At 68.0% G+C, this 17,378-nt stretch carries 19 protein-coding genes; 13 read left to right on the top strand and 6 right to left on the bottom strand.

Annotated elements, in window-relative coordinates; all coding sequences use genetic code 11:
- Positions 1–141: 141 nt before the first annotated feature.
- Positions 142–582 (bottom strand): CBS domain-containing protein, encoded by a 441-nt coding sequence (locus WDLP6_RS08315; RefSeq protein ID WP_162566570.1) that lies wholly within the window; start codon positions 580–582, stop codon positions 142–144.
- Positions 583–733: 151 nt separating this feature from the next.
- Here WDLP6_RS08315 and WDLP6_RS08310 point away from each other — a divergent pair, with 151 nt between their 5' ends.
- Both WDLP6_RS08310 and WDLP6_RS08305 read left to right on the top strand, forming a co-directional pair.
- Entirely contained in the window at positions 734–2,044 is a 1,311-nt protein-coding gene (locus tag WDLP6_RS08310; protein WP_162591948.1) for an O-acetylhomoserine aminocarboxypropyltransferase, read from the top strand.
- On the top strand, positions 2,044–2,850 hold the full coding sequence (locus tag WDLP6_RS08305; protein ID WP_162591947.1) for an alpha/beta fold hydrolase: 807 nt from the start codon (positions 2,044–2,046) through the stop codon (positions 2,848–2,850). The genes WDLP6_RS08310 and WDLP6_RS08305 overlap by 1 nt, the downstream gene beginning before the upstream one ends.
- Here WDLP6_RS08305 and WDLP6_RS08300 read toward each other — a convergent pair.
- From WDLP6_RS08300 to WDLP6_RS08290, 3 genes are read right to left on the bottom strand one after another with little or no spacing between them, the layout of a single operon-like run.
- Entirely contained in the window at positions 2,828–3,514 is a 687-nt protein-coding gene (locus WDLP6_RS08300) for an NAD(P)H-binding protein (RefSeq protein ID WP_162566567.1), read from the bottom strand. The two genes, WDLP6_RS08305 and WDLP6_RS08300, sit on opposite strands and share 23 nt — an antisense overlap.
- A gap of 23 nt (positions 3,515–3,537) precedes the next feature.
- Positions 3,538–3,921: a thioredoxin family protein gene (locus WDLP6_RS08295; protein ID WP_162566566.1), complete on the bottom strand. Its 384-nt coding sequence runs from the start codon at positions 3,919–3,921 to the stop codon at positions 3,538–3,540.
- A 47-nt stretch (positions 3,922–3,968) separates the two neighbouring features.
- Positions 3,969–5,207 (bottom strand): YihY family inner membrane protein, encoded by a 1,239-nt coding sequence (locus tag WDLP6_RS08290; RefSeq protein ID WP_162591946.1) that lies wholly within the window; start codon positions 5,205–5,207, stop codon positions 3,969–3,971.
- Positions 5,208–5,305: 98 nt separating this feature from the next.
- Between WDLP6_RS08290 and WDLP6_RS08285 the strand changes: the two genes are divergently transcribed.
- The 4 genes from WDLP6_RS08285 (at position 5,306) to WDLP6_RS08270 (ending at position 8,597) form a co-directional block, all read left to right on the top strand.
- On the top strand, positions 5,306–5,710 hold the full coding sequence (locus tag WDLP6_RS08285; protein WP_162591945.1) for a DUF2069 domain-containing protein: 405 nt from the start codon (positions 5,306–5,308) through the stop codon (positions 5,708–5,710).
- The gene (locus tag WDLP6_RS08280; protein ID WP_162591944.1) at positions 5,707–7,125 is read left to right on the top strand and encodes an FAD-binding oxidoreductase; all 1,419 of its coding nucleotides are present in this window, start codon (positions 5,707–5,709) and stop codon (positions 7,123–7,125) included. Before WDLP6_RS08285 ends, WDLP6_RS08280 begins: the two co-directional genes overlap by 4 nt.
- A 138-nt stretch (positions 7,126–7,263) precedes the next feature.
- Complete coding sequence (locus WDLP6_RS08275; protein ID WP_162591943.1) at positions 7,264–8,097, top strand: thymidylate synthase; 834 nt, start codon at positions 7,264–7,266, stop codon at positions 8,095–8,097.
- Positions 8,098–8,102: 5 nt separating this feature from the next.
- Positions 8,103–8,597 carry a dihydrofolate reductase gene (locus WDLP6_RS08270; protein WP_162595018.1) on the top strand — a complete coding sequence of 165 codons (495 nt, stop codon included), beginning with the start codon at positions 8,103–8,105 and terminating at the stop codon, positions 8,595–8,597.
- 7 nt (positions 8,598–8,604) lie between these two features.
- Here WDLP6_RS08270 and WDLP6_RS08265 read toward each other — a convergent pair whose 3' ends face one another.
- Positions 8,605–9,375: an IclR family transcriptional regulator gene (locus WDLP6_RS08265; RefSeq protein ID WP_162591942.1), complete on the bottom strand. Its 771-nt coding sequence runs from the start codon at positions 9,373–9,375 to the stop codon at positions 8,605–8,607.
- 183 nt (positions 9,376–9,558) lie between these two features.
- On the opposite strand from WDLP6_RS08265, the gene WDLP6_RS08260 reads away from it, so the two are divergent.
- Genes WDLP6_RS08260 through WDLP6_RS08235 form a run of 6 tightly spaced genes read left to right on the top strand, consistent with a single transcriptional unit; the run spans position 9,559 to position 16,026 of the window.
- On the top strand, positions 9,559–10,464 hold the full coding sequence (locus WDLP6_RS08260; protein ID WP_162591941.1) for an ABC transporter substrate-binding protein: 906 nt from the start codon (positions 9,559–9,561) through the stop codon (positions 10,462–10,464).
- 11 nt (positions 10,465–10,475) lie between these two features.
- A complete protein-coding gene (locus tag WDLP6_RS08255) occupies positions 10,476–11,309 on the top strand; it encodes a CoA transferase subunit A (protein WP_197910151.1) in 834 nt (277 codons plus the stop codon).
- Positions 11,306–12,058 carry a CoA-transferase gene (locus WDLP6_RS08250; protein WP_162591940.1) on the top strand — a complete coding sequence of 251 codons (753 nt, stop codon included), beginning with the start codon at positions 11,306–11,308 and terminating at the stop codon, positions 12,056–12,058. The genes WDLP6_RS08255 and WDLP6_RS08250 overlap by 4 nt, the downstream gene beginning before the upstream one ends.
- 3 nt (positions 12,059–12,061) lie before the next feature.
- Entirely contained in the window at positions 12,062–14,020 is a 1,959-nt protein-coding gene (locus WDLP6_RS08245; RefSeq protein WP_162591939.1) for an acetoacetate--CoA ligase, read from the top strand.
- Positions 14,021–14,029: 9 nt separating this feature from the next.
- On the top strand, positions 14,030–14,995 hold the full coding sequence (locus tag WDLP6_RS08240; protein WP_162591938.1) for a Bug family tripartite tricarboxylate transporter substrate binding protein: 966 nt from the start codon (positions 14,030–14,032) through the stop codon (positions 14,993–14,995).
- The gene (locus WDLP6_RS08235) at positions 14,992–16,026 is read left to right on the top strand and encodes a TauD/TfdA family dioxygenase (RefSeq protein ID WP_162591937.1); all 1,035 of its coding nucleotides are present in this window, start codon (positions 14,992–14,994) and stop codon (positions 16,024–16,026) included. The genes WDLP6_RS08240 and WDLP6_RS08235 overlap by 4 nt, the downstream gene beginning before the upstream one ends.
- Before the next feature lie 42 nt (positions 16,027–16,068).
- Here the strand turns inward: WDLP6_RS08235 and WDLP6_RS08230 are convergent, their stop codons facing one another.
- Entirely contained in the window at positions 16,069–16,350 is a 282-nt protein-coding gene (locus WDLP6_RS08230) for a hypothetical protein (RefSeq protein ID WP_162591936.1), read from the bottom strand.
- 111 nt (positions 16,351–16,461) lie between these two features.
- Here WDLP6_RS08230 and WDLP6_RS08225 point away from each other — a divergent pair, with 111 nt between their 5' ends.
- Positions 16,462–17,370 (top strand): LysR family transcriptional regulator, encoded by a 909-nt coding sequence (locus WDLP6_RS08225; RefSeq protein WP_162591935.1) that lies wholly within the window; start codon positions 16,462–16,464, stop codon positions 17,368–17,370.
- The last annotated feature ends 8 nt before the right edge of the window (positions 17,371–17,378 follow it).

Genomic DNA, 17,378 nt, shown 5'->3' with positions numbered 1-17,378 from the left:
TCGAACCCAGAACCCGCGCAGCGAGGGCCGGCGCAGCCACGCCCGTTGGTGAAACACCGCGGATCCGGCTCCGCCGGGCCGCCGGTGTTGCCCCCGGTAGGGGGTAGGCGGCTACACGAAGTGAGCAAGCCCGGGGGCGAGCTATTCCTCCGTCGGCCAGTCCCGAATGTAGGCCTTGAGCATCTTGTTCTCGAAGTTCTGGCTGTCGACCACGGCCTTGGCGACGTCGTAGAAGCTGATCACGCCCATCAGCATGCGCTTGTCCATCACCGGCATGTAGCGCGCATGGCGCTCCAGCATGATGCGGCGGATCTCGTCGAGGTCGGTCTCCAGTGTGCAGGTGACGGGATGGTCGTCCATCGCCTTGCGCACCAGCGTGCCGCCGACCTGGCCGCCGTTGGCGACGATGGCCACGATCACCTCGCGGAAAGTCAGCATGCCGACCAGGTCGCCATGCTCCATGACGACCAGCGAGCCGATGTCCTTGTCGGCCATGGTGGTGACCGCGTCCGCCAGTGGTTCGTCGGGCGCGGTCGTATAAAGCGTGTTGCCCTTGACGCGCAGGATGTCGCTGACTTTCATCGTGGTGCTCCTCACTTGCTGCTTGCTCGGCGGCGTGCCGATTTGAATATAGCCCACAATGGCCGCGCATCCACAGGCCCCCACGCGCGTTGCAGGCATTGCACGCGTAACCGGGCATTGCAAACACCCGACACGAAACCGAAAGACCTCCATGCCCGGCTATTCCGACCCCGGCTTCGACACGCTGGCACTGCATGCCGGCGCCGCGCCCGACCCCGCGACCGGCGCGCGCGCGGTGCCGATCCACCTGAGCACCTCCTTCGTCTTCGAGTCGAGCGACCATGCGGCGGCGCTCTTCAATCTCGAGCGCGCGGGGCATGTGTATTCGCGCCTGAGCAATCCGACCAACGCGGTGCTCGAACAGCGTGTGGCCGCGCTCGAAGGCGGCATCGGCGCCATCACGACCGCGAGCGGCCAGGCCGCGCTGCATCTGTGCATCGCGACCTTGATGAGCGCAGGTTCCCACATCGTCGCCAGCACCGCGCTCTACGGCGGCTCGCAGAACCTGCTGCACTACACGATGCGCCGCTTCGGCATCTCGACCACCTTCGTGAGGCCCGGCGACCTGGATGGCTGGCGCGCGGCGATCCGGCCGGAGACGAAGCTGCTGTTCGGCGAGACCGTGGGCAATCCGGGACTGGACGTGCTCGACATCCCGGCCGTCGCCGACATCGCGCACGCGGCCGGCGTGCCGCTGCTGGTCGACTCCACGCTCACCTCGCCCTATCTGATCAAGCCTTTCGACTGGGGCGCCGACCTGGTCTACCACTCGGCCACCAAGTTCCTGTCGGGCCACGGCACGGTGATTGGCGGCGTGGTGGTCGACAGTGGCAGTTTCGACTGGGAACGCTCGGGCAAATTCGCCGAGCTCACCGAAGCCTACGACGGCTTCCACAACATGGTCTTCAGCCAAGAGAGCACCGTCGGTGCCTTTCTCTTGCGCGCGCGGCGCGAGGGACTGCGCGACTTCGGCGCCTCGATGAGTCCGCACACCGCATGGCTGATCCTGCAGGGCATCGAGACGCTGCCGCTGCGCATGGAGCGCCACATCGACAACACGCAGAAGGTGGTCGAGTTCCTGGCCGCGCATCCCTTCGTCGCGCGCGTCGGGCATCCGCTGCTCGAATCGCATCCGAGCCACGCGCTGGCAGGCAAGCTGCTGCGTCACGGCGCGAAGGGCGCGGGCGCGGTCTTCAGCTTCGACCTCCAGGGCAACCGCGAGCAGGGCAAGAAGTTCATCGACGCGCTCAAGCTCTTCAGCCACCTGGCGAACGTCGGCGATTGCCGCAGCCTGGTGATCCATCCCGCGAGCACGACGCACTTCCGCATGACGGACGAGGCACTGGCCCAGGCCGGCATCTCGCAGGGCACGATCCGGCTGTCGATCGGGCTCGAAGACCCGGCCGACCTGATCGATGACCTGAAGCGCGCGCTCAAGGCGGCGGAAAAGGTGGGTGCGTGATGGAGCTCGTCGTCAACGGCCAGCGCACCTACGCCTACACCGGCGGCAAGCCCTTCGATACCGCGAAGCCGACGGTGGTGTTCATCCACGGCGTGCTCAACGACCACAGCGTGTGGATCCTGCAGAGCCGCTGGTTCGCCAACCACGGCTGGAACGTGCTGGCGATCGACCTGCCGGGCCATTGCCGCAGCGAAGGCCCGCCGCCCGCGCGCGTCGAGGACGCGGCCCGCTTCGTCGTCGCGCTGCTCGACGCGGCCGGCGCGCCGAAGGCGGCGCTGATCGGCCACAGCTTCGGCTCGCTGATCGCGCTCGAGGCCGCGGCGCAGGCGCCGCAGCGCGTCACGCACCTGGCGATGGTCGGCACGGCCTATCCGATGACGGTGTCGCCCGCGCTGCTGGAAGGCGCGTTGAACGACCCGCAGCGCGCGATCGCGATGGTCAACACCTTTTCGCATTCGATGCTCGCGCCGCCGCCCTCCTCGCTCGGCCCGGGCACCTGGCTGCATGGCAGCTCGCGCGCGCTCATGCGCCGCGTGCTCGCAAGCAACCGCGAAGCCAACGTCTTCCACATCGGCTTCACGGCCTGCAACGACTACGCGAACGGCGAAGAGGCCATGGCCGCGGTGCAATGCCCGACGCTGTTCCTGCTCGGCGCCGCCGACCAGATGACGCCGCCGCGCGCGACCCGCACCCTGGCCGCCAAGGCACGCAATGCCGCAACGGTGACCGTGAACGCAGGCCACGCGCTGATGAGCGAGGCGCCCGATGCGGTGCTGTTCGCGCTCAGGGATTTTCTGGCCGGCTGATGGCCGCCAGCGCGTTGATGTCCGCGACCTCGAGCAGCGGCCTCACGGCGCCGTGCCGGGCGACGGCGACCATTGCCTGGCCCATGCGCTCGCTGGTCGTGATGCGGTCCGGCATCCGCCGGCTCAGCAGGGCGAAGATCGGCGTGGCCAGCACGTAGATCGCCTGGTAGAGCGCCGTCTTGGACCGCACGCGGTGCATCGGCTGGATGAAGCCGGGGCGGAACATGTAGACGGCCTTGAAGGGCAGCCGCATCAGCGCGTTCTCGGTCGCGCCCTTCACGCGCGCCCACATGCGCGGGCCGCGCTCCGTGCTGTCGGTGCCTGCGCCCGACACATAGACGAAGGTCATCTGCGAGTTGAGCCGCACCAGCGCCTGCGCGATCGTCAGCGTGAGATCGTAGGTGATGCGCCGATAGGCCTCTTCCTTCATGCCGACGGAGGAAACGCCGAGGCAGAAGAAGCAGGCGTCGAAGCCCGACAGGTCGGCCTCGACGCTGCTGCAATCACCCAGATCGGCAAGCACCAGGTCACGCAGCTTCGGATGGGTCTGACCGGTCGGGCTGCGCCCGACGGCGAGCACCCGCGTCACGCCGGCGTCGAGCAGACATTCGCGCAGCACGCCCTGCCCGACCATGCCGGTAGCGCCGAAGAGCAGGATGTTCATGGTGGGACCGTGACGGTGACGCGCTAGGCGACCGAGAAGCCCGCGGGCTCGCGCCCGAGCGCGTCGAGCAGTGTCGCCACTTCCGGCGCCGACGGCTGCGCCGGCTGCAGCGCGCCCAACAGGCGCGCCAGCGTTTCGGCGTGCGGCAACAGGGGCCCCAGAAAGCGCGTGCCGTCGGTGCCGGCGATCAACAGCGTCGGAAAGGTCTCGACATCGAATTCGTCCGCCAGCTCGGCATGGTCCTCGATGTCGACCCACGCAAAGCGGAACTGCGCATGCGCGCGCGCCACCTGCTCGAACAGCGGCCGGTATTCGCGGCAGGCGCCACACCATTCGGCGCACAGGCAGACGACCCAGCTGCGGTCGTCGGGCGCGGCGGGATTCGTCTGGGTGGAGAAGTCGGTCAAGGCCAGTCAGTCAGGTGAGTGGATCGGGAGCCCGCGCCATTATCGAATCAAGCCGCTCTGGCTTCAGCGCGAGGGGCATGGAGCACGTCGCCGAGCCGCAGCGTGCGCAACGGGCCCTTGTCCCAGAGGCTGCCGAGCGGCGGCGTCCTCGGCATGAGCAGCTGGACCAGCAGCGGTTCGAGCAGCGTGTCGTCGGGCCGGGCCAGCAGGACGAAGCGCGGATCCTCGTCGTCCGGCTCTTCGGCGATCGGCGCGATCCAGTCGAGCGCGACCAGCGTCTCGAGCACCGGCGCGAGCTGCAGCGCATCGACCCTCATCCGGGCCACCAGCTCGGCCGCGCCGAGCCCGCGCGCGGGCGTGGCACCGGCGCGCGCCAGATGCTGCAGCGCCTCGATGGCCAGCTGCAGCGGCCAGCCGGCCATGCCGCCGGCGCGTTCGACGCCGCTCAGCAGGCTGGGCAGATAGGCCGCGATCACCGCACCCAGCAGCACGATGACCCAGGCGACGTAGATCCATACGAGCAGGATCGGCACCGTCGCGAAGGTGCCGTAGACCATGGAATAGGTCGGCACCAGGCTGAGGTAGTAGGCCAGCCCGCGCTTGGCGATCTCGATCGCGGCGGCGACGAACAGGCCGCCGGCCCATGCATGGGCCCACTTCACGTGCGTGTTGGGCACGTAGTGGTAGAGCGACGCCATGCCGCCCGCGAGCAGGAAGAATTCGAAGGTATCGAACAGCAGCTTCACGATGGCGCCGCCGACCACGTCGCGCGAGACCGAGAACACATAGGCGGTGGTGCTCAGGCTGACCGCCAGCACCAGCGGACCGAGCGTGATCGCGGCCCAGTAGATCAGCACCCGCTGCGCGAAGGGCCGCGGCGTGCGCACGCGCCAGATGTTGTTGAGCGTCTTGTCCATGGTGAGGATCAGCGCGATCGCGGTCACCAGCAGCACCGCGAGGCCGGCCACGCCCAGGCCGCTCGCCTTGCTCGCGAACTGGTTGAGATAGCCGACCACCTGGCGCGCGATGTTGTCCGGGATCAGGCTCTCGATCAGCCAGCGCTGCACCCGGCCCTGCATCTTGGAAAACATCGGGAACACCGTGAACAGCGCCAGCGCCACGGTGAAGAAGGGCACCATCGCGATGGTGGTGGTGAAGGTCAGGCTGCTGGCCGTCAGGCCCAGGCGATCCTCGCGAAAGCGCTCGCCGAGCACCACGGCGGTGTTGCCCCACGGAAAGCGCGAAAGATCCCTCCAGAGTTGCCGGCGATTCATGATCGGTATCATCTCACCCCCAGGCGTCGCGCACTTCGTGTCGCTGCGCCTTCCCCCTGCCGGGGGCGGCACCGGCGGCCCGGCGGAGCCGGTTCCGCGGTACCTCTCGAATGAAAACAACCTTGCCTCGCTCTTCTTCTGTTGCTGCCACGCAGTGGGTGGCCGTGGGCAGCCTGGTCGGGCTGATCGTGCTCGGGCTGGCCTGGGAGATGTGGCTCGCGCCGCTGCGTCCGGGCGGCTCGTGGCTGGCGCTCAAGGTGCTGCCGCTGGTGGTGCCGCTCGCGGGACTGCTCAAGAACCGCATGTACACCTACCGCTGGGTCAGCCTGATGGTCTGGCTCTACTTCATCGAGGGCGTGGTGCGCGCGTGGAGCGATATCAACCGCGTCGGACAGGTGCTCGCGCTGATCGAGGTGGTGCTCTGCCTCGCGCTCTTCACCGCCTGCGCCTGTCATGTGCGGCTTCGCCTGCGCCACGCGGCCGAGGCCCGGAACCTGGAAGGAGTGGCTCCATGAATGCACTGGTCGACCGGCTGCGCGCCATCGTCGGCGTCTCGCACGTGCTGACCGAGGGCGATCTGACCGCCTGGGAGCAAGACTGGCGCAAACGCGCGCGCGGCAAGGCGCTGGCCGTGGTCCGCCCGGCCAGCACGCAGCAGGTGGCCGAGGTGGTCAAGGCCTGCGCGGCCGCCGGCACGGCGATCGTTCCGCAGGGCGGCAACACCGGGCTGTCGGTGGGATCGATCCCGGACGAGAGCGGCACGCAGGTGCTGCTGAGCCTGCAGCGGCTCAACGCGATCCGCGGGATCGATGCCGCGAACCTCACGATGACGGTCGAGGCCGGCTGCGTGCTGCAGTCGCTGCAGGAGGCCGCCGAGAAGGCCGGCTTCCTGTTCCCGCTCAGCCTCGCGGCCGAGGGCAGTTGCACGATCGGCGGCAACCTCGCGACCAACGCCGGCGGCACGCAGGTCGTGCGCTACGGCAACACGCGCGAGCTGTGCCTGGGCCTGGAGGTCGTCACGCCGCACGGCGAGGTGTGGGAAGGCACCAGCGGACTGCGCAAGGACAACACCGGCTACGACCTGCGCGACCTGATGATCGGCAGCGAAGGCACGCTCGGCATCATCACGGCGGCGACGATCAAGCTCTATCCGCTGCCGGCCGCGCAGCTGACCGCGTGGGCCGCGGTGCCCTCGCTCGATCATGCGGTGACATTGCTGGGCCTCGCGCACAAGCACCTGGGCGCGGGGCTCACAGGCTTCGAGGTCATGGGCCGCTTTGCGCTCGGCCTGGTGGCCAAGCACTTTCCCGCGATGCGCGTGCCCTTCATCGACGACGAGGCGACGCCGTACGGCGTGCTGCTCGAGAACTCCGACAGCGAATCCGAGGACCATGCCCGCGCGCGCTTCGAGGCGCTGCTGGAAACCGCGTTCGAAGCCGGCTGCGTGAGCGACGCGGTGGTGGCCGAGAACATCGCGCAGGCGCGTCAGCTCTGGCACATCCGCGAAAGCATTCCGCTGGCGCAGGCCGAGGAAGGCCTCAACATCAAGCACGACATCTCGATCCCGGTGTCGCGCATCCCGGCCTTCGTGGCCGAGACCGATGCATTGCTGGCGCGCGAAATCGCCGGCGTGCGGCTCGTGAACTTCGGCCACCTGGGCGACGGCAACCTGCACTACAACGTGCAGGCGCCCGAGGGTGGCAACATGAAAGCCTTCCTGCGCGACCAGGAAGAGCGCATCAACACCCTGGTCTACGACGCGGTCGCGAAATTCGGCGGCTCCTTCTCGGCCGAGCATGGCGTCGGCTCGCTCAAGGTCGACAAGCTCGAGAAGCACAAGTCGCCGGTGGCGCTGGCGATGATGCGGGCCATCAAGCGCGGGCTGGATCCGCAGAACATTCTGAATCCGGGGCGGGTGATTCGCGTCTGATGGCATGATTTCGTGCGCGTGAAGAATTTGCGCATTCAAGACCGGAGTTTTCTCGTGCCCCGCATCGCCGACGCCCCCAGGAAGGCCACTCATCTGACGCTCAACAGCACGGTGCTGGAAATGGCGCGCGACTGAATCATGACCACCCACCCCACTCGCTCCCAATACGAAGACTTCATGCGCCACGTCGACACTACCGGCGTGCACAAGAGCGACCGCACCGGCACCGGCACCAAGAGCGTGTTCGGCTACCAGATGCGCTTCGACCTCAACGAAGGCTTCCCGCTGGTCACCACCAAGAAGGTGCACCTCAAGTCCATCATCCAGGAACTGCTGTGGTTCCTCACCGGCTCCAGCGACAACAACTGGCTGAAGGAGCGCGGCGTCACCATCTGGGACGAATGGGCGCGCGAGGACGGCGACCTCGGCCCCGTCTATGGCGTGCAGTGGCGCAGCTGGCCGACGCCGGACGGCGGCCACATCGACCAGATCCAGCAGGTGATCGACACGCTCAGGACCAACCCCGACTCGCGCCGCATCATCGTGAGCGCATGGAACGTGGCCGACCTGTCGAAGATGGCACTGATGCCCTGCCATGCCTTCTTCCAGTTCTACGTGGCGCCGCCGCAGGCCGCGGGCGAGCGCGGCCGGCTCAGCTGCCAGCTCTACCAGCGCAGCGCCGACATCTTCCTCGGCGTGCCCTTCAACATCGCGAGCTACGCGCTGCTCACGCACATGGTCGCGCAGCAGTGCGATCTGGACGTCGGCGACTTCGTCTGGGCCGGCGGCGACTGCCACATCTACAGCAACCACGCCGAGCAGGTGGCGCTGCAGTTGAGCCGCACGCCGCGGCCCTATCCGACGCTGGTCATCCGGCGCAAGCCGGCGTCCATCTTCGACTACCAGTACGAGGACTTCGCGTTCGAGGGCTACGACCCCCATCCGGCCATCAAGGCACCGGTGGCCGTGTGAGCACGATGCGCGTCAACCTGATCTTCGCGCGCGCCGCCAACGGCGTGATCGGCCGCGACGGCACCATCCCCTGGCACCTGCCCGAGGACATGGCGCATTTCAAGCGGCAGACCGCGGGCGCACCGGTGATCATGGGCCGCAAGACCTGGGACTCGCTCGCGCCGCGCTTCAGGCCCTTGCCGGGGCGCCGCAACATCGTGGTCACGCGCCAGTCCGATTGGCACGCCGAGGGCGCCGAGCGCGCCGCCAGCCTGCGCGAAGCCTTGTCGCTGTGCGAAGCCGCGCGCGTGCCCGAGGCCTGGGTGATCGGCGGCGCGCAGATCTATGCCGAGGCCGAGCCGCTCGCGCAGCGCGCGCTGGTGACCGAGATCGCGCGCGAGATCGACGGCGACGCTCGCGCACCGCGGCTCGACAGCACCGCATGGCACGAGACCGCGCGCGAGTCGCACGTCTCTTCCAACGGGCTGTCCTTCAGCTTCGTCACGCTCGAACGGCGCTGACCCGTCCTCAGGACGCAAGCTTCAGCGAGATCGATCGGGCGGCGACCGTGACCGCCTCGATGCAGCGCTCGAGCGAGGCGCCACTCATGTGCAGTTCTGGCGCGAAGGTGCACACCGATGCGACCGCGACGCCGTCCGGGCCCAACACCGGCGCTGCGACCGCGACCGTGCCCAGACTGATTTCGCTGTAGGTGACGGAATGCCCGCGGCGCTTGACCTCGAGCAAGCTGCGCGACAGCGATTCGACCTGGTCCGCGCCGGCGATCTCAGCCAGGTTGCGCGGCAGTCCATAGCGCTGCATGAAGGCCAGCAGCGCCTTGCCGCTCGCGCCGCGATGAAGCGGCTCCAGGTAGCCGGTGCCGCGGCTGAACGACAACGCATGCGGACTCTTCAATTCGGCCACGCACATGCGGTGTGTGGCCGAGACCGGAACCATCAACGACACCGTTTCCTGCACGGTCCGCCATAGCTCACCAAGCGCTTCGCGCGAGAGCTCCAGGATGGCCGGGCTGTTCTTCCACGCCTGGGCCAGCAGGCCGACGCGGTGCCCGAGCTGGAAGCGCTTCGGCTCGCCGAACGAATAGATCATGCCCTTGGCCTCGAGGGCATTGAGCAGCCGGTAAAGCGTCGGCCGCGGCAACTGCGTGGCCCGTTGAAGCTCGGGGACATCGAGGCTGCGCCCACCGTCGACACAGGCGAACAGGATGTCGATCGCTCTTTCGACGGAACGCACGGAATCGGAAGGACTGTCCTGCGGGACGGCTTGCGTTCGGCTCATGGCCGCATTGTCGCCGCGACCCGGTTTGCCTTGTCCATTCCACGGACATGATTCGGGTAAATCTGGATGACGCCGCCGGCAGCCTCTCTATTTCATCTTCAGTGCAATGAATAGCATCGAGTCCATCGGATTTCAGGCCACCTTCATTCTCTGTCCGTGCAGCGGACAATTCAAAAGGACATCATGTACCAGCTCGACTACGGCACCCCGACCGACAAATGCGCCTTCACCGTCCGCCTCGGGATCGAGAAGGGCTTCTTCCGCGACGAGGGCATCGACCTGTCGGTCAAGACGGTCTATGGCGGCCCGCCGCTGGCTGCCGCCTACGACTCGGGCGAACTCAAGTTCGGCGAGATCGGCTCGCCGCCGGGCGTGATGTTCATCGACCAGGGCTACGACTTCAAGATCGTCGGCGGTGCGGTTCGACGCCGGGCCAACATGTACCTGTGCGTCGACAAGAAGATCAAGGACTGGGACCAGCTCAAGGGCAAGCGCGTCGGCCTGCTGTCGCGCGGCAGCTGCCCCGAATGGTTCCTGCGCGGCATGCTGGTCGAGCGTGGCCTGGACCCCGACCACCATTTCGAATACGTGGGCCTGCAGGAGGAATACGCCAAGGTGGTCGACGTGTTCCGCAGCGGCCGCATCGATGCCTTCCTGGCGGTCGAGCCGGCGCCCTCGGTGGCCGAAGCTGCCGGACTGGTCGATGTATGGGGCGCGGTCTACGACGAGCCGGCGCTGCCGCAATACCAGTGGATCGTTCACGTCGCGAAGCCGTCGATGATCGAGAAGGAACCGACGCTGATTCAGGCGGCCCTGCGCGCGGCGCGGCGTTCCGCCCACTACGGGGCCGCGCACGTGGACGAATGGGTCGACCTCGCGTCCCATCACTTCAAGATCGAGCCGGACGTGATGCGCCGCGCGGTGGAACGTGAATTGCCGCGCATGCACCTGGACGGCCAGGTCGACATGCAGGGCCTGGACGAGATGATCAAGCTGCAGCGCAGCCTGGGCGCGGTCACGGGCGCCATCACCGCCGAAGGCATCTGCGACCTGCGCTTCGTGCCCGATCCCACCTCCCCGGTGCAATAAGGAGTCGCACCGTGTCGATCATCGTCAGCCTGCGCGAACTCGCGGCCCATGTACGTGATGGCCAAAAGCTCGCCGTGCCGAGCGACTTCAGCGGCTTCTATTCCGGCATCGCGATGGAAGCCACCCGCGAGCTGATCCGCCGGGGCGTACGCGACCTTCACGTGGTCGGCCTGCCGACGACCGGGTTGCAGGCCGACCTGCTGCTCGGTGCGGGCTGCGTGGCGACGCTCGAAGCGAGTTCGGTGTTCATGGGCGAATACGGCGTGCCGCCATGCTTCCAGCGTGCCTTCAAGGCGCAATCGTTTCGCATGATCGAGGCCACCTGCCCGGCGATCCACGCAGCCTTCCAGGCCGGCGAGAAGCGCATTCCCTTCATTCCGCTGCGCGGCATCCTCGGCTCCGACGTGGTCCGACTGCGTACCGACTGGAAGGTCATCGACAACCCCTTCGCCGCCGACGATCCGATCCTGCTGTTGCCGGCGATCAACCCGGACTGGGCGCTGTTCCACGCGCCGATGGCCGACCGGCACGGCAACGTCTACTACGGCCGGCGGCGCGAACTCGCGGTAATGGCCCATGCGTCCACCGGCACGCTCGCCACGGTGGAAAAGCTCTACGACGGCGACCTGATGGAAGACCCCGCGCTGGCCTGCGCGACGCTGCCGAGCCTCTACGTCGATGCCGTGAGCGTCGTGCCCCGCGGCGCGGCGCCCTACGGCTTCGGCGATTTCTACGCCGAGGACGAACAAGCGATGTGGCACTACATGGAAAGCGCGAAGACCGAGGAAGGCCTGCGCGCCTACCTCGACGCGCATGTCTTCAAGACCACGGAGGCGATGTCGTGAACTGCACCCCGCAGGAACTCTACGTCGCCGCGCTGGCACGCGGCCTGGGCGATTCGCGCCACGTCGCCGTCGGTTCGGCGAGTCCCTATCCGGCGGCAGCGGCATGGCTGGCCCATCTGGCCTCGGGCGGCCGCATGCGCGTGTCGATGCTCGGCGGCCGCAGCGTCTTCATCACCGACGGCGGCAAGGAGCTCTTCGACTGCGCGGCGAGCGGACGCATCGATGCCTTCTTTCTGAGCGGCGGGCAGATCGACGGCGAAGCCAACATCAACCTGATGGGCACCGGCGACTATCCGGATCTGAAGGTGCGCTGGGGCGGCACCTACGGCGCGCCCTATCTGTACGCGCTGGCCAAGCGGGTCGTCCTGTTCAGGGACGAGCACACGCCGCGCGTGCTGACGCGCAAGGTAGATTTCGTGACGGCCGCCGGGACGAACGAGGCCAATGTCTATCGGCCCGGTGGCCCCAAGGTGCTGGTCACCAGTCGCTGCGTGTTCGGCTTCGCGCCGGAGCGCAAGCGCTTCACGCTGGAGAGCGTTCATCCGGGCCAGACGGCCGACGACATCCGCCGCGCGACCGGCTTCGACTACGACCTGCCCGCGGGCGAGGTGCCCACCACCGCGGCCCCCAGCGCCGAGATTCTTTTCCTGTTGCGCAACGAGGTCGCGCCCTTGCTGGCGGGCACCTATCCGCAGTTCGCGCGCGAGGTCCTCGGCTGGGATGCGCGCAAGACCGCCGCAGTGGCCTGAGCCATGAACACCGCGACCGATCCCATCGTCTGGCGCGCATCGCCCGAGCGCGCCGCGCGGACCAACATCCGCCGCTTCGCCGAAAGGCTGGAGCATGAAGGGAAGGTCGCCCTCCCCGACTACGCGGCGCTGCATGCCTTTTCCATCGACCACCTCGACGCCTTCTGGCGCTCGCTGTGGCACCATGCGCGCATCCTCGGGGACTGGGATGAGGATCGTGTGCTCGACCGTGCCGAATGCAAGGCCGATGACCGCTGGTTTCCGGGCGCACGCCTCAACTACGCCGAGAACATGCTGTGGCGCCGCGACGATGCCGATGCGCTGGTCTTCTGCGCCGAGGACGGCACCCGGCGCGCGCTGAGCTTTCGCGAACTCGCGGTCCAGGTGGCGCAGGCCCAGGCCGTGTTCCGCGAGCTAGGCCTGACGGCGGGCGACCGCGTCGTGGGCTATCTGCCGAACGTGCCGGAGGCCGTGGTTGCGATGCTCGCGACGACCTCGCTCGGCGCCATCTGGGCCACGGTGTCCGCCGAACTCTCGGCCGATGCCGTGCTCGATCGACTGGGGCAGCTGGAGCCGACGATCTTCGTGACCGCCGATGGCACACGCCACGCAGGCCGCGTGCACGAACTCTCGGCCAAGGCAGCCGAAGTGGCGAGAGCGCTGCCATCGCTGCGCGCTGCTTTCGTCGTCGGCAATCTCTCGGCAACACCGCCGCTGTGGGCCGGCGCCACCGATTGGGCCGCGGCCCTGGCCGCGCGCAGCGAGACGGAGCCGAGCTTCGTGCGCGTGGCCTTCCATGCGCCGGGCTTCATCCTCTTCACCTCCGGCACGACCGGCAAGCCCAAGTGCCTCACGCACGGCGTCGGCGGTCCGCTGATCCAGTTCGCCAAGGAGCTGCGGCTGCACGGCGACCTGCGCGCCGGTGACCGCCTGCTGCGGCTGTCGGCGACCGGCTGGATGATCTGGAACTGGTCGACCGCGGCGCTGGCCATCGGTGCCACCGTGATCCTCTACGAGGGCTCGGCGACCTGGCCCCGCATCGATCGCCTGTTCGATCTGGTCGAGCGCGAACGCGTCACCTTCTTCGGCCCGTCCGCGGCGGTGCTCGACATCTACGCCAAGGCCGGCCTGAGCCCGATGCATACGCATGACCTGAGTTCGCTGCGCACGATGTTCGCGGGAGGCACCCGCGTGTCGGCCGCCAACCACGAGTACGTCTACCGCCACATCAAGTCCGAGCTCTACTTCGCCTCGCCTTCGGGCGGCACCGACCTGCTGGCCTCGTTCGTGAACAACGACCCCGGCGGCGCCGTCGTCGCCGGCGAAGCCACCGTGGCGACGCTGGGCATGGCGGTCGAGGTGCTCGACGACGATGGCCATCCCGTCGCCTGCGGCGCCGGCGAGCTGGCCTGCGCCTCTTCCTTTCCCTCGATGCCGCTCGGCTTCTGGGGCGACGCGGATCGCCAGCGCCTGCTCGATACCTATTTCACGCGCTACCCCGGCAAATGGTTCCACGGCGACTGGGTCGAGCGCACGCCGCGCGGCGGCTACGTCATCCATGGCCGGTCGGACGCCACGCTGAAAGCCCGCGGCATCCGCATCGGAACGGCCGAGATCTACCGGCCGCTCGAAGCCTTGCCCGAGTTGGACGAATGCGCGGCGGTGACGCAGGACTGGAACGGCGATTCCCGCATCGTCCTGTTCGTCAAGCTGCGCGCGGGCAACCGCTACAGCAGCGAGCTGGGCGAGACCATTCGCACGACCCTGCGCGACAAGGCCTCGCCGCACCATCTGCCGGCCCACATCGTTCCCGTTCCGGATCTGCCGAGGAACGGCGTCGGCAAAGTCATGGAGCTGGCGATTCGCGATGCGATCCATGGACGCGTTCCCAGGAACGTGGCCGCGATCGCGAATCCCGAGTCGCTCGCTCATTTCCGCGATCTCCCGGTTCTTTGTGCATAGGGGGCATTCATGCGACGCATCCTGTTGGCCGCTTTCGCCGCGCTCATCGTCTCGCTGCCGGGCTGGGCCGCGGCAGACACCTGGCCCAGCCGGCCTATCACGCTGGTCTATCCGTTCCCGCCGGGCGGCAGCGACGCGGCGGTGCGCGTCTTCGCCGAGCGGCTCGGCGCGGCGCTCGGGCAGCCGGTGGTGGTCGACAACCGCGGCGGGGCCGGCGGCAACATCGGCGCCGAATCGGTCGCGCGCGCGGCTCCCGACGGCTACACCCTGATGATCGGCACCAACGGTGCGCTGGCGATCAACTCGCTGCTCTATCCGAACATGCACTTCGATCCGCTGAAGGATTTCGAGCCGATCTCGGGCTTCGTGACCTCGCCGCAGGTCCTGTTCATCAACTCGACGGTGCCGGCCAAGTCGGTGGCGGAGCTCATCGCACTGGCGAAGGCCGAGCCGGGCAAGCTGACCTTCGCGTCGGTGGGCCAGGGCAGCGCGTCGCAGCTGACGATGGAGATGTTCAAGATGGCGACCGGCACCGACCTGGTCCACGTGCCGTACAAGGGCGCCGGGCCGGCCATGGTCGACGTGATGGCCGGGCGCATCAGCATGATGGCGATCATCGCCAGTTCGATCGTGCCGCACATGGGATCGGACAAGGTGCGCGTGCTCGCGGTCACGGCCGACAAGCGCTTCGAGCTGCTGCCCGAGGTGCCGACCTTGAAGGAGCTCGGCATCGACGGCGTCGAATCATGGTCCTGGCTCGCGATGGTCGCGCCCAAGGGGACGCCCGAGCCCATCGTCCGGCGCATCAACGCGGAGATGAAGAAGATCCTCACGGATCCGGCGGTGAAGAAGAAACTGAATGGCTTCGGCGTGCAGACCAATTATTCCTCGCCCGAGGCCGTCACCGCGGCCATGAAGAACGACCAGAGGATCTGGGGCCGCGTGATCCAGGAAAGCGGGACCAAGATCGAATGAAGGGCGCGCAGGTGCAACAGGATCGACTCACGAAACTCGCCGGCTGCACGGGACGCTCGGTGTGGGACGGCGAGGCGCTGGCCGAGGATGAGCGCTGGGTGTTCTCCCTCTCGCCGGGGGCGGCCAGCGAGCTCGTCGCCATCGGCCGTCGGCTGGTGCGCATGGCGCTTCCGCTGTGTTCGATCGGCAGCGCCGAGGCCGGGCTCGGTGCGCTGGGCGAGGACCTGCGCCAGTTCGCCACGGAGCTGCGCACCGGCCGCGGCGTGGTGCTGGTGCGCAAGGTGCCGGTCGACGTGGAGCGCCCGGTGCTGGATGCGCTCTTCTGGGCGCTGGGCACCTGCTTCGGCGTCGGCGTGTCGCAGAACCGGCGCGGCGACTACCTCGGCGACGTCATCGACCTGTCCGACCAGCAGACGAGCGGTCGTCCGTTCCAGAACGGCGGCGAGCTCATCATGCACCGTGATCCCGTGGACATCGTCGGCCTGCTCTGCATCCGCCATGCGGCGTCGGGCGGCCTGAGCCGGATCGCGAGCGCGCGGCAACTGCACAACATCATCCTGTCGGAACGCCCGGACCTGCTCGAGCGGCTCTACCAGGGCTACGTCTACCATCGACTGGAAGAGGATCGCGGCGACACGCCGGCACTCACCGCGCAGCGCGTTCCGGTGTTCGCGCCAGCGGCCGATGGTTCCGTCGGCTGCTTCTTCATTCCGGGACCGATCCGACGCGGCGCGACACCGCAGGCGCCGATCGACGGCACCGGCATGGAAGCCTTCGAATTCTTCACCGAGGTCAGCAAGCGCCCGGGCGTCTTCAGCGACATGAACCTGCTGCCCGGCGACGCACAGTTCCTCAGTAACCGGACGGTCCTGCACTCGCGCACGGACTACGTCGACTTCCCCGAGATCGAGCGCCGGCGTCACATGCTGCGCCTGTGGCTGATGGCGCCCGATTGGCCGGCGCTGCACCGGGACCAGCGCTTCTTCGACGAGTCGGACCGCTTCGGCGGTGGACTGCCGAAGGCGGCCTGAGAGGCACGGCGCACACGCGGCGCGCTCCGCCTGCGCGCGGGCTCAGCCGGCCGCGGCCGGCTCCGCATAGCCCACGTTGATGATCATCTGCCCCGCATCGGCGCAGACCTCGATGTCGAGCCCCAGGCGTCCCGCGTGTTGGGCTTCGCGCCAGAGCGCCTGCACGGCGCTTTCCAGCAGCGCCATCGGATCGAGTGTCGCCGCCGGCGCGGCGGCGATGGTGCGCAGCCGCCGGAACTTGCGCACCGCACATCGACGCCAGGGCGAGCGAAGTACTGCCGGTGGCAGGCGGCGAACTTGTTCAAGCGCGTGATTCATCATCATGACGAAACTCCCTGGGTGATTGATGTGAACGAATGATCTGCCTCATCACGTCCGCGGCCAATAGAATCCCGTGAATTCACCGGATCACGCGGGTGAATAAAGGGGAGGCCCATGGAGCTTCGAGACATCGATCTCAACTTGTTGCTGGTCTTCGACCGCATGCTGACCGAGAAGCGCGTATCGGCGGTGGCCGAAGGCCTCGGCCTGTCGCAGCCGGCCATCAGCAATGCACTGGCGCGCCTGCGCAAGCTGCTCGGCGACGACCTGTTCCTGCGCACCGCGCACGGCATGGCGCCGACGCCTTTCGCGCTGCAGCTGGCCGAACCGGTGGCGCTCGCGATGGGCACGCTGCACGGCGCGCTGAACCGGCACACGACCTTCGACCCGGCCACCAGCACGCGCAGCTTCACGCTGGCCACGACCGACGTCGGCGAGATCTCCTTCGTCCCGATCCTGATGGAGGCCTTGCTGGAGACGGCGCCGGGCGTGTCGATCAGCACGGTGCGCAACACCACCAACCGGCTGCGCGAGTCGATGGAGGCCGGCGAGGTCGATCTCGCGGTCGGCCTGCTGCCGCAGCTCAAGGCCGGCATCTTCCAGCGCCTGCTGCTCAGGGAGCGCTATGTCTGCGTCTTCAGCGCGAAGCTGCCGGTGGCTGCCAAGTCGACGCTGAGCCTGAGCGACTTCCGCGCCGCGGAGCATCTGCGGGTCCACGCCGCCGGAACCGGCCATGGCCACGTCGACGAGCTGATGGCGGCGCGCGGCATCGCACGGCGCATCCGGCTCACCGTGCCGCACTACACGGCCCTGGGACACATCCTCAGCGCCACGCCGCTGATCGCCACCGTGCCCGAACGCCTCGCCCTTCGCATCGCCGAACCTTTCGATTTGGTCTGGCGGCCGCATCCGGCCGACCTGCCGCAGATCGCCATCAACATGTTCTGGCACACGCGCTACCACCGCGATCCGGGCAACCGGTGGCTGCGGGATCTGCTGTTCGAGCACTTCGCCGATGCCTGACGGGTCCG

This window comes from Variovorax sp. PBL-E5 (assembly GCF_901827185.1).
GTDB lineage: Bacteria > Pseudomonadota > Gammaproteobacteria > Burkholderiales > Burkholderiaceae_C > Variovorax.
The sequence above is the reverse complement of the archived record's forward strand: the minus strand, read 5'-3'. Positions and strand labels throughout refer to the sequence as shown.

Coding starts and splice junctions, on each gene's coding strand:
- WDLP6_RS08315 (WP_162566570.1), bottom strand. CDS start 582: ATGAAAGTCAGCGACATCCTGCGCGTCAAGGGCAACACGCTTTATACG.
- WDLP6_RS08310 (WP_162591948.1), top strand. CDS start 734: ATGCCCGGCTATTCCGACCCCGGCTTCGACACGCTGGCACTGCATGCC.
- WDLP6_RS08305 (WP_162591947.1), top strand. CDS start 2,044: ATGGAGCTCGTCGTCAACGGCCAGCGCACCTACGCCTACACCGGCGGC.
- WDLP6_RS08300 (WP_162566567.1), bottom strand. CDS start 3,514: ATGAACATCCTGCTCTTCGGCGCTACCGGCATGGTCGGGCAGGGCGTG.
- WDLP6_RS08290 (WP_162591946.1), bottom strand. CDS start 5,207: ATGATACCGATCATGAATCGCCGGCAACTCTGGAGGGATCTTTCGCGC.
- WDLP6_RS08285 (WP_162591945.1), top strand. CDS start 5,306: ATGAAAACAACCTTGCCTCGCTCTTCTTCTGTTGCTGCCACGCAGTGG.
- WDLP6_RS08280 (WP_162591944.1), top strand. CDS start 5,707: ATGAATGCACTGGTCGACCGGCTGCGCGCCATCGTCGGCGTCTCGCAC.
- WDLP6_RS08275 (WP_162591943.1), top strand. CDS start 7,264: ATGACCACCCACCCCACTCGCTCCCAATACGAAGACTTCATGCGCCAC.
- WDLP6_RS08270 (WP_162595018.1), top strand. CDS start 8,103: ATGCGCGTCAACCTGATCTTCGCGCGCGCCGCCAACGGCGTGATCGGC.
- WDLP6_RS08265 (WP_162591942.1), bottom strand. CDS start 9,375: ATGAGCCGAACGCAAGCCGTCCCGCAGGACAGTCCTTCCGATTCCGTG.
- WDLP6_RS08260 (WP_162591941.1), top strand. CDS start 9,559: ATGTACCAGCTCGACTACGGCACCCCGACCGACAAATGCGCCTTCACC.
- WDLP6_RS08245 (WP_162591939.1), top strand. CDS start 12,062: ATGAACACCGCGACCGATCCCATCGTCTGGCGCGCATCGCCCGAGCGC.
- WDLP6_RS08240 (WP_162591938.1), top strand. CDS start 14,030: ATGCGACGCATCCTGTTGGCCGCTTTCGCCGCGCTCATCGTCTCGCTG.
- WDLP6_RS08235 (WP_162591937.1), top strand. CDS start 14,992: ATGAAGGGCGCGCAGGTGCAACAGGATCGACTCACGAAACTCGCCGGC.
- WDLP6_RS08230 (WP_162591936.1), bottom strand. CDS start 16,350: ATGATGATGAATCACGCGCTTGAACAAGTTCGCCGCCTGCCACCGGCA.
- WDLP6_RS08225 (WP_162591935.1), top strand. CDS start 16,462: ATGGAGCTTCGAGACATCGATCTCAACTTGTTGCTGGTCTTCGACCGC.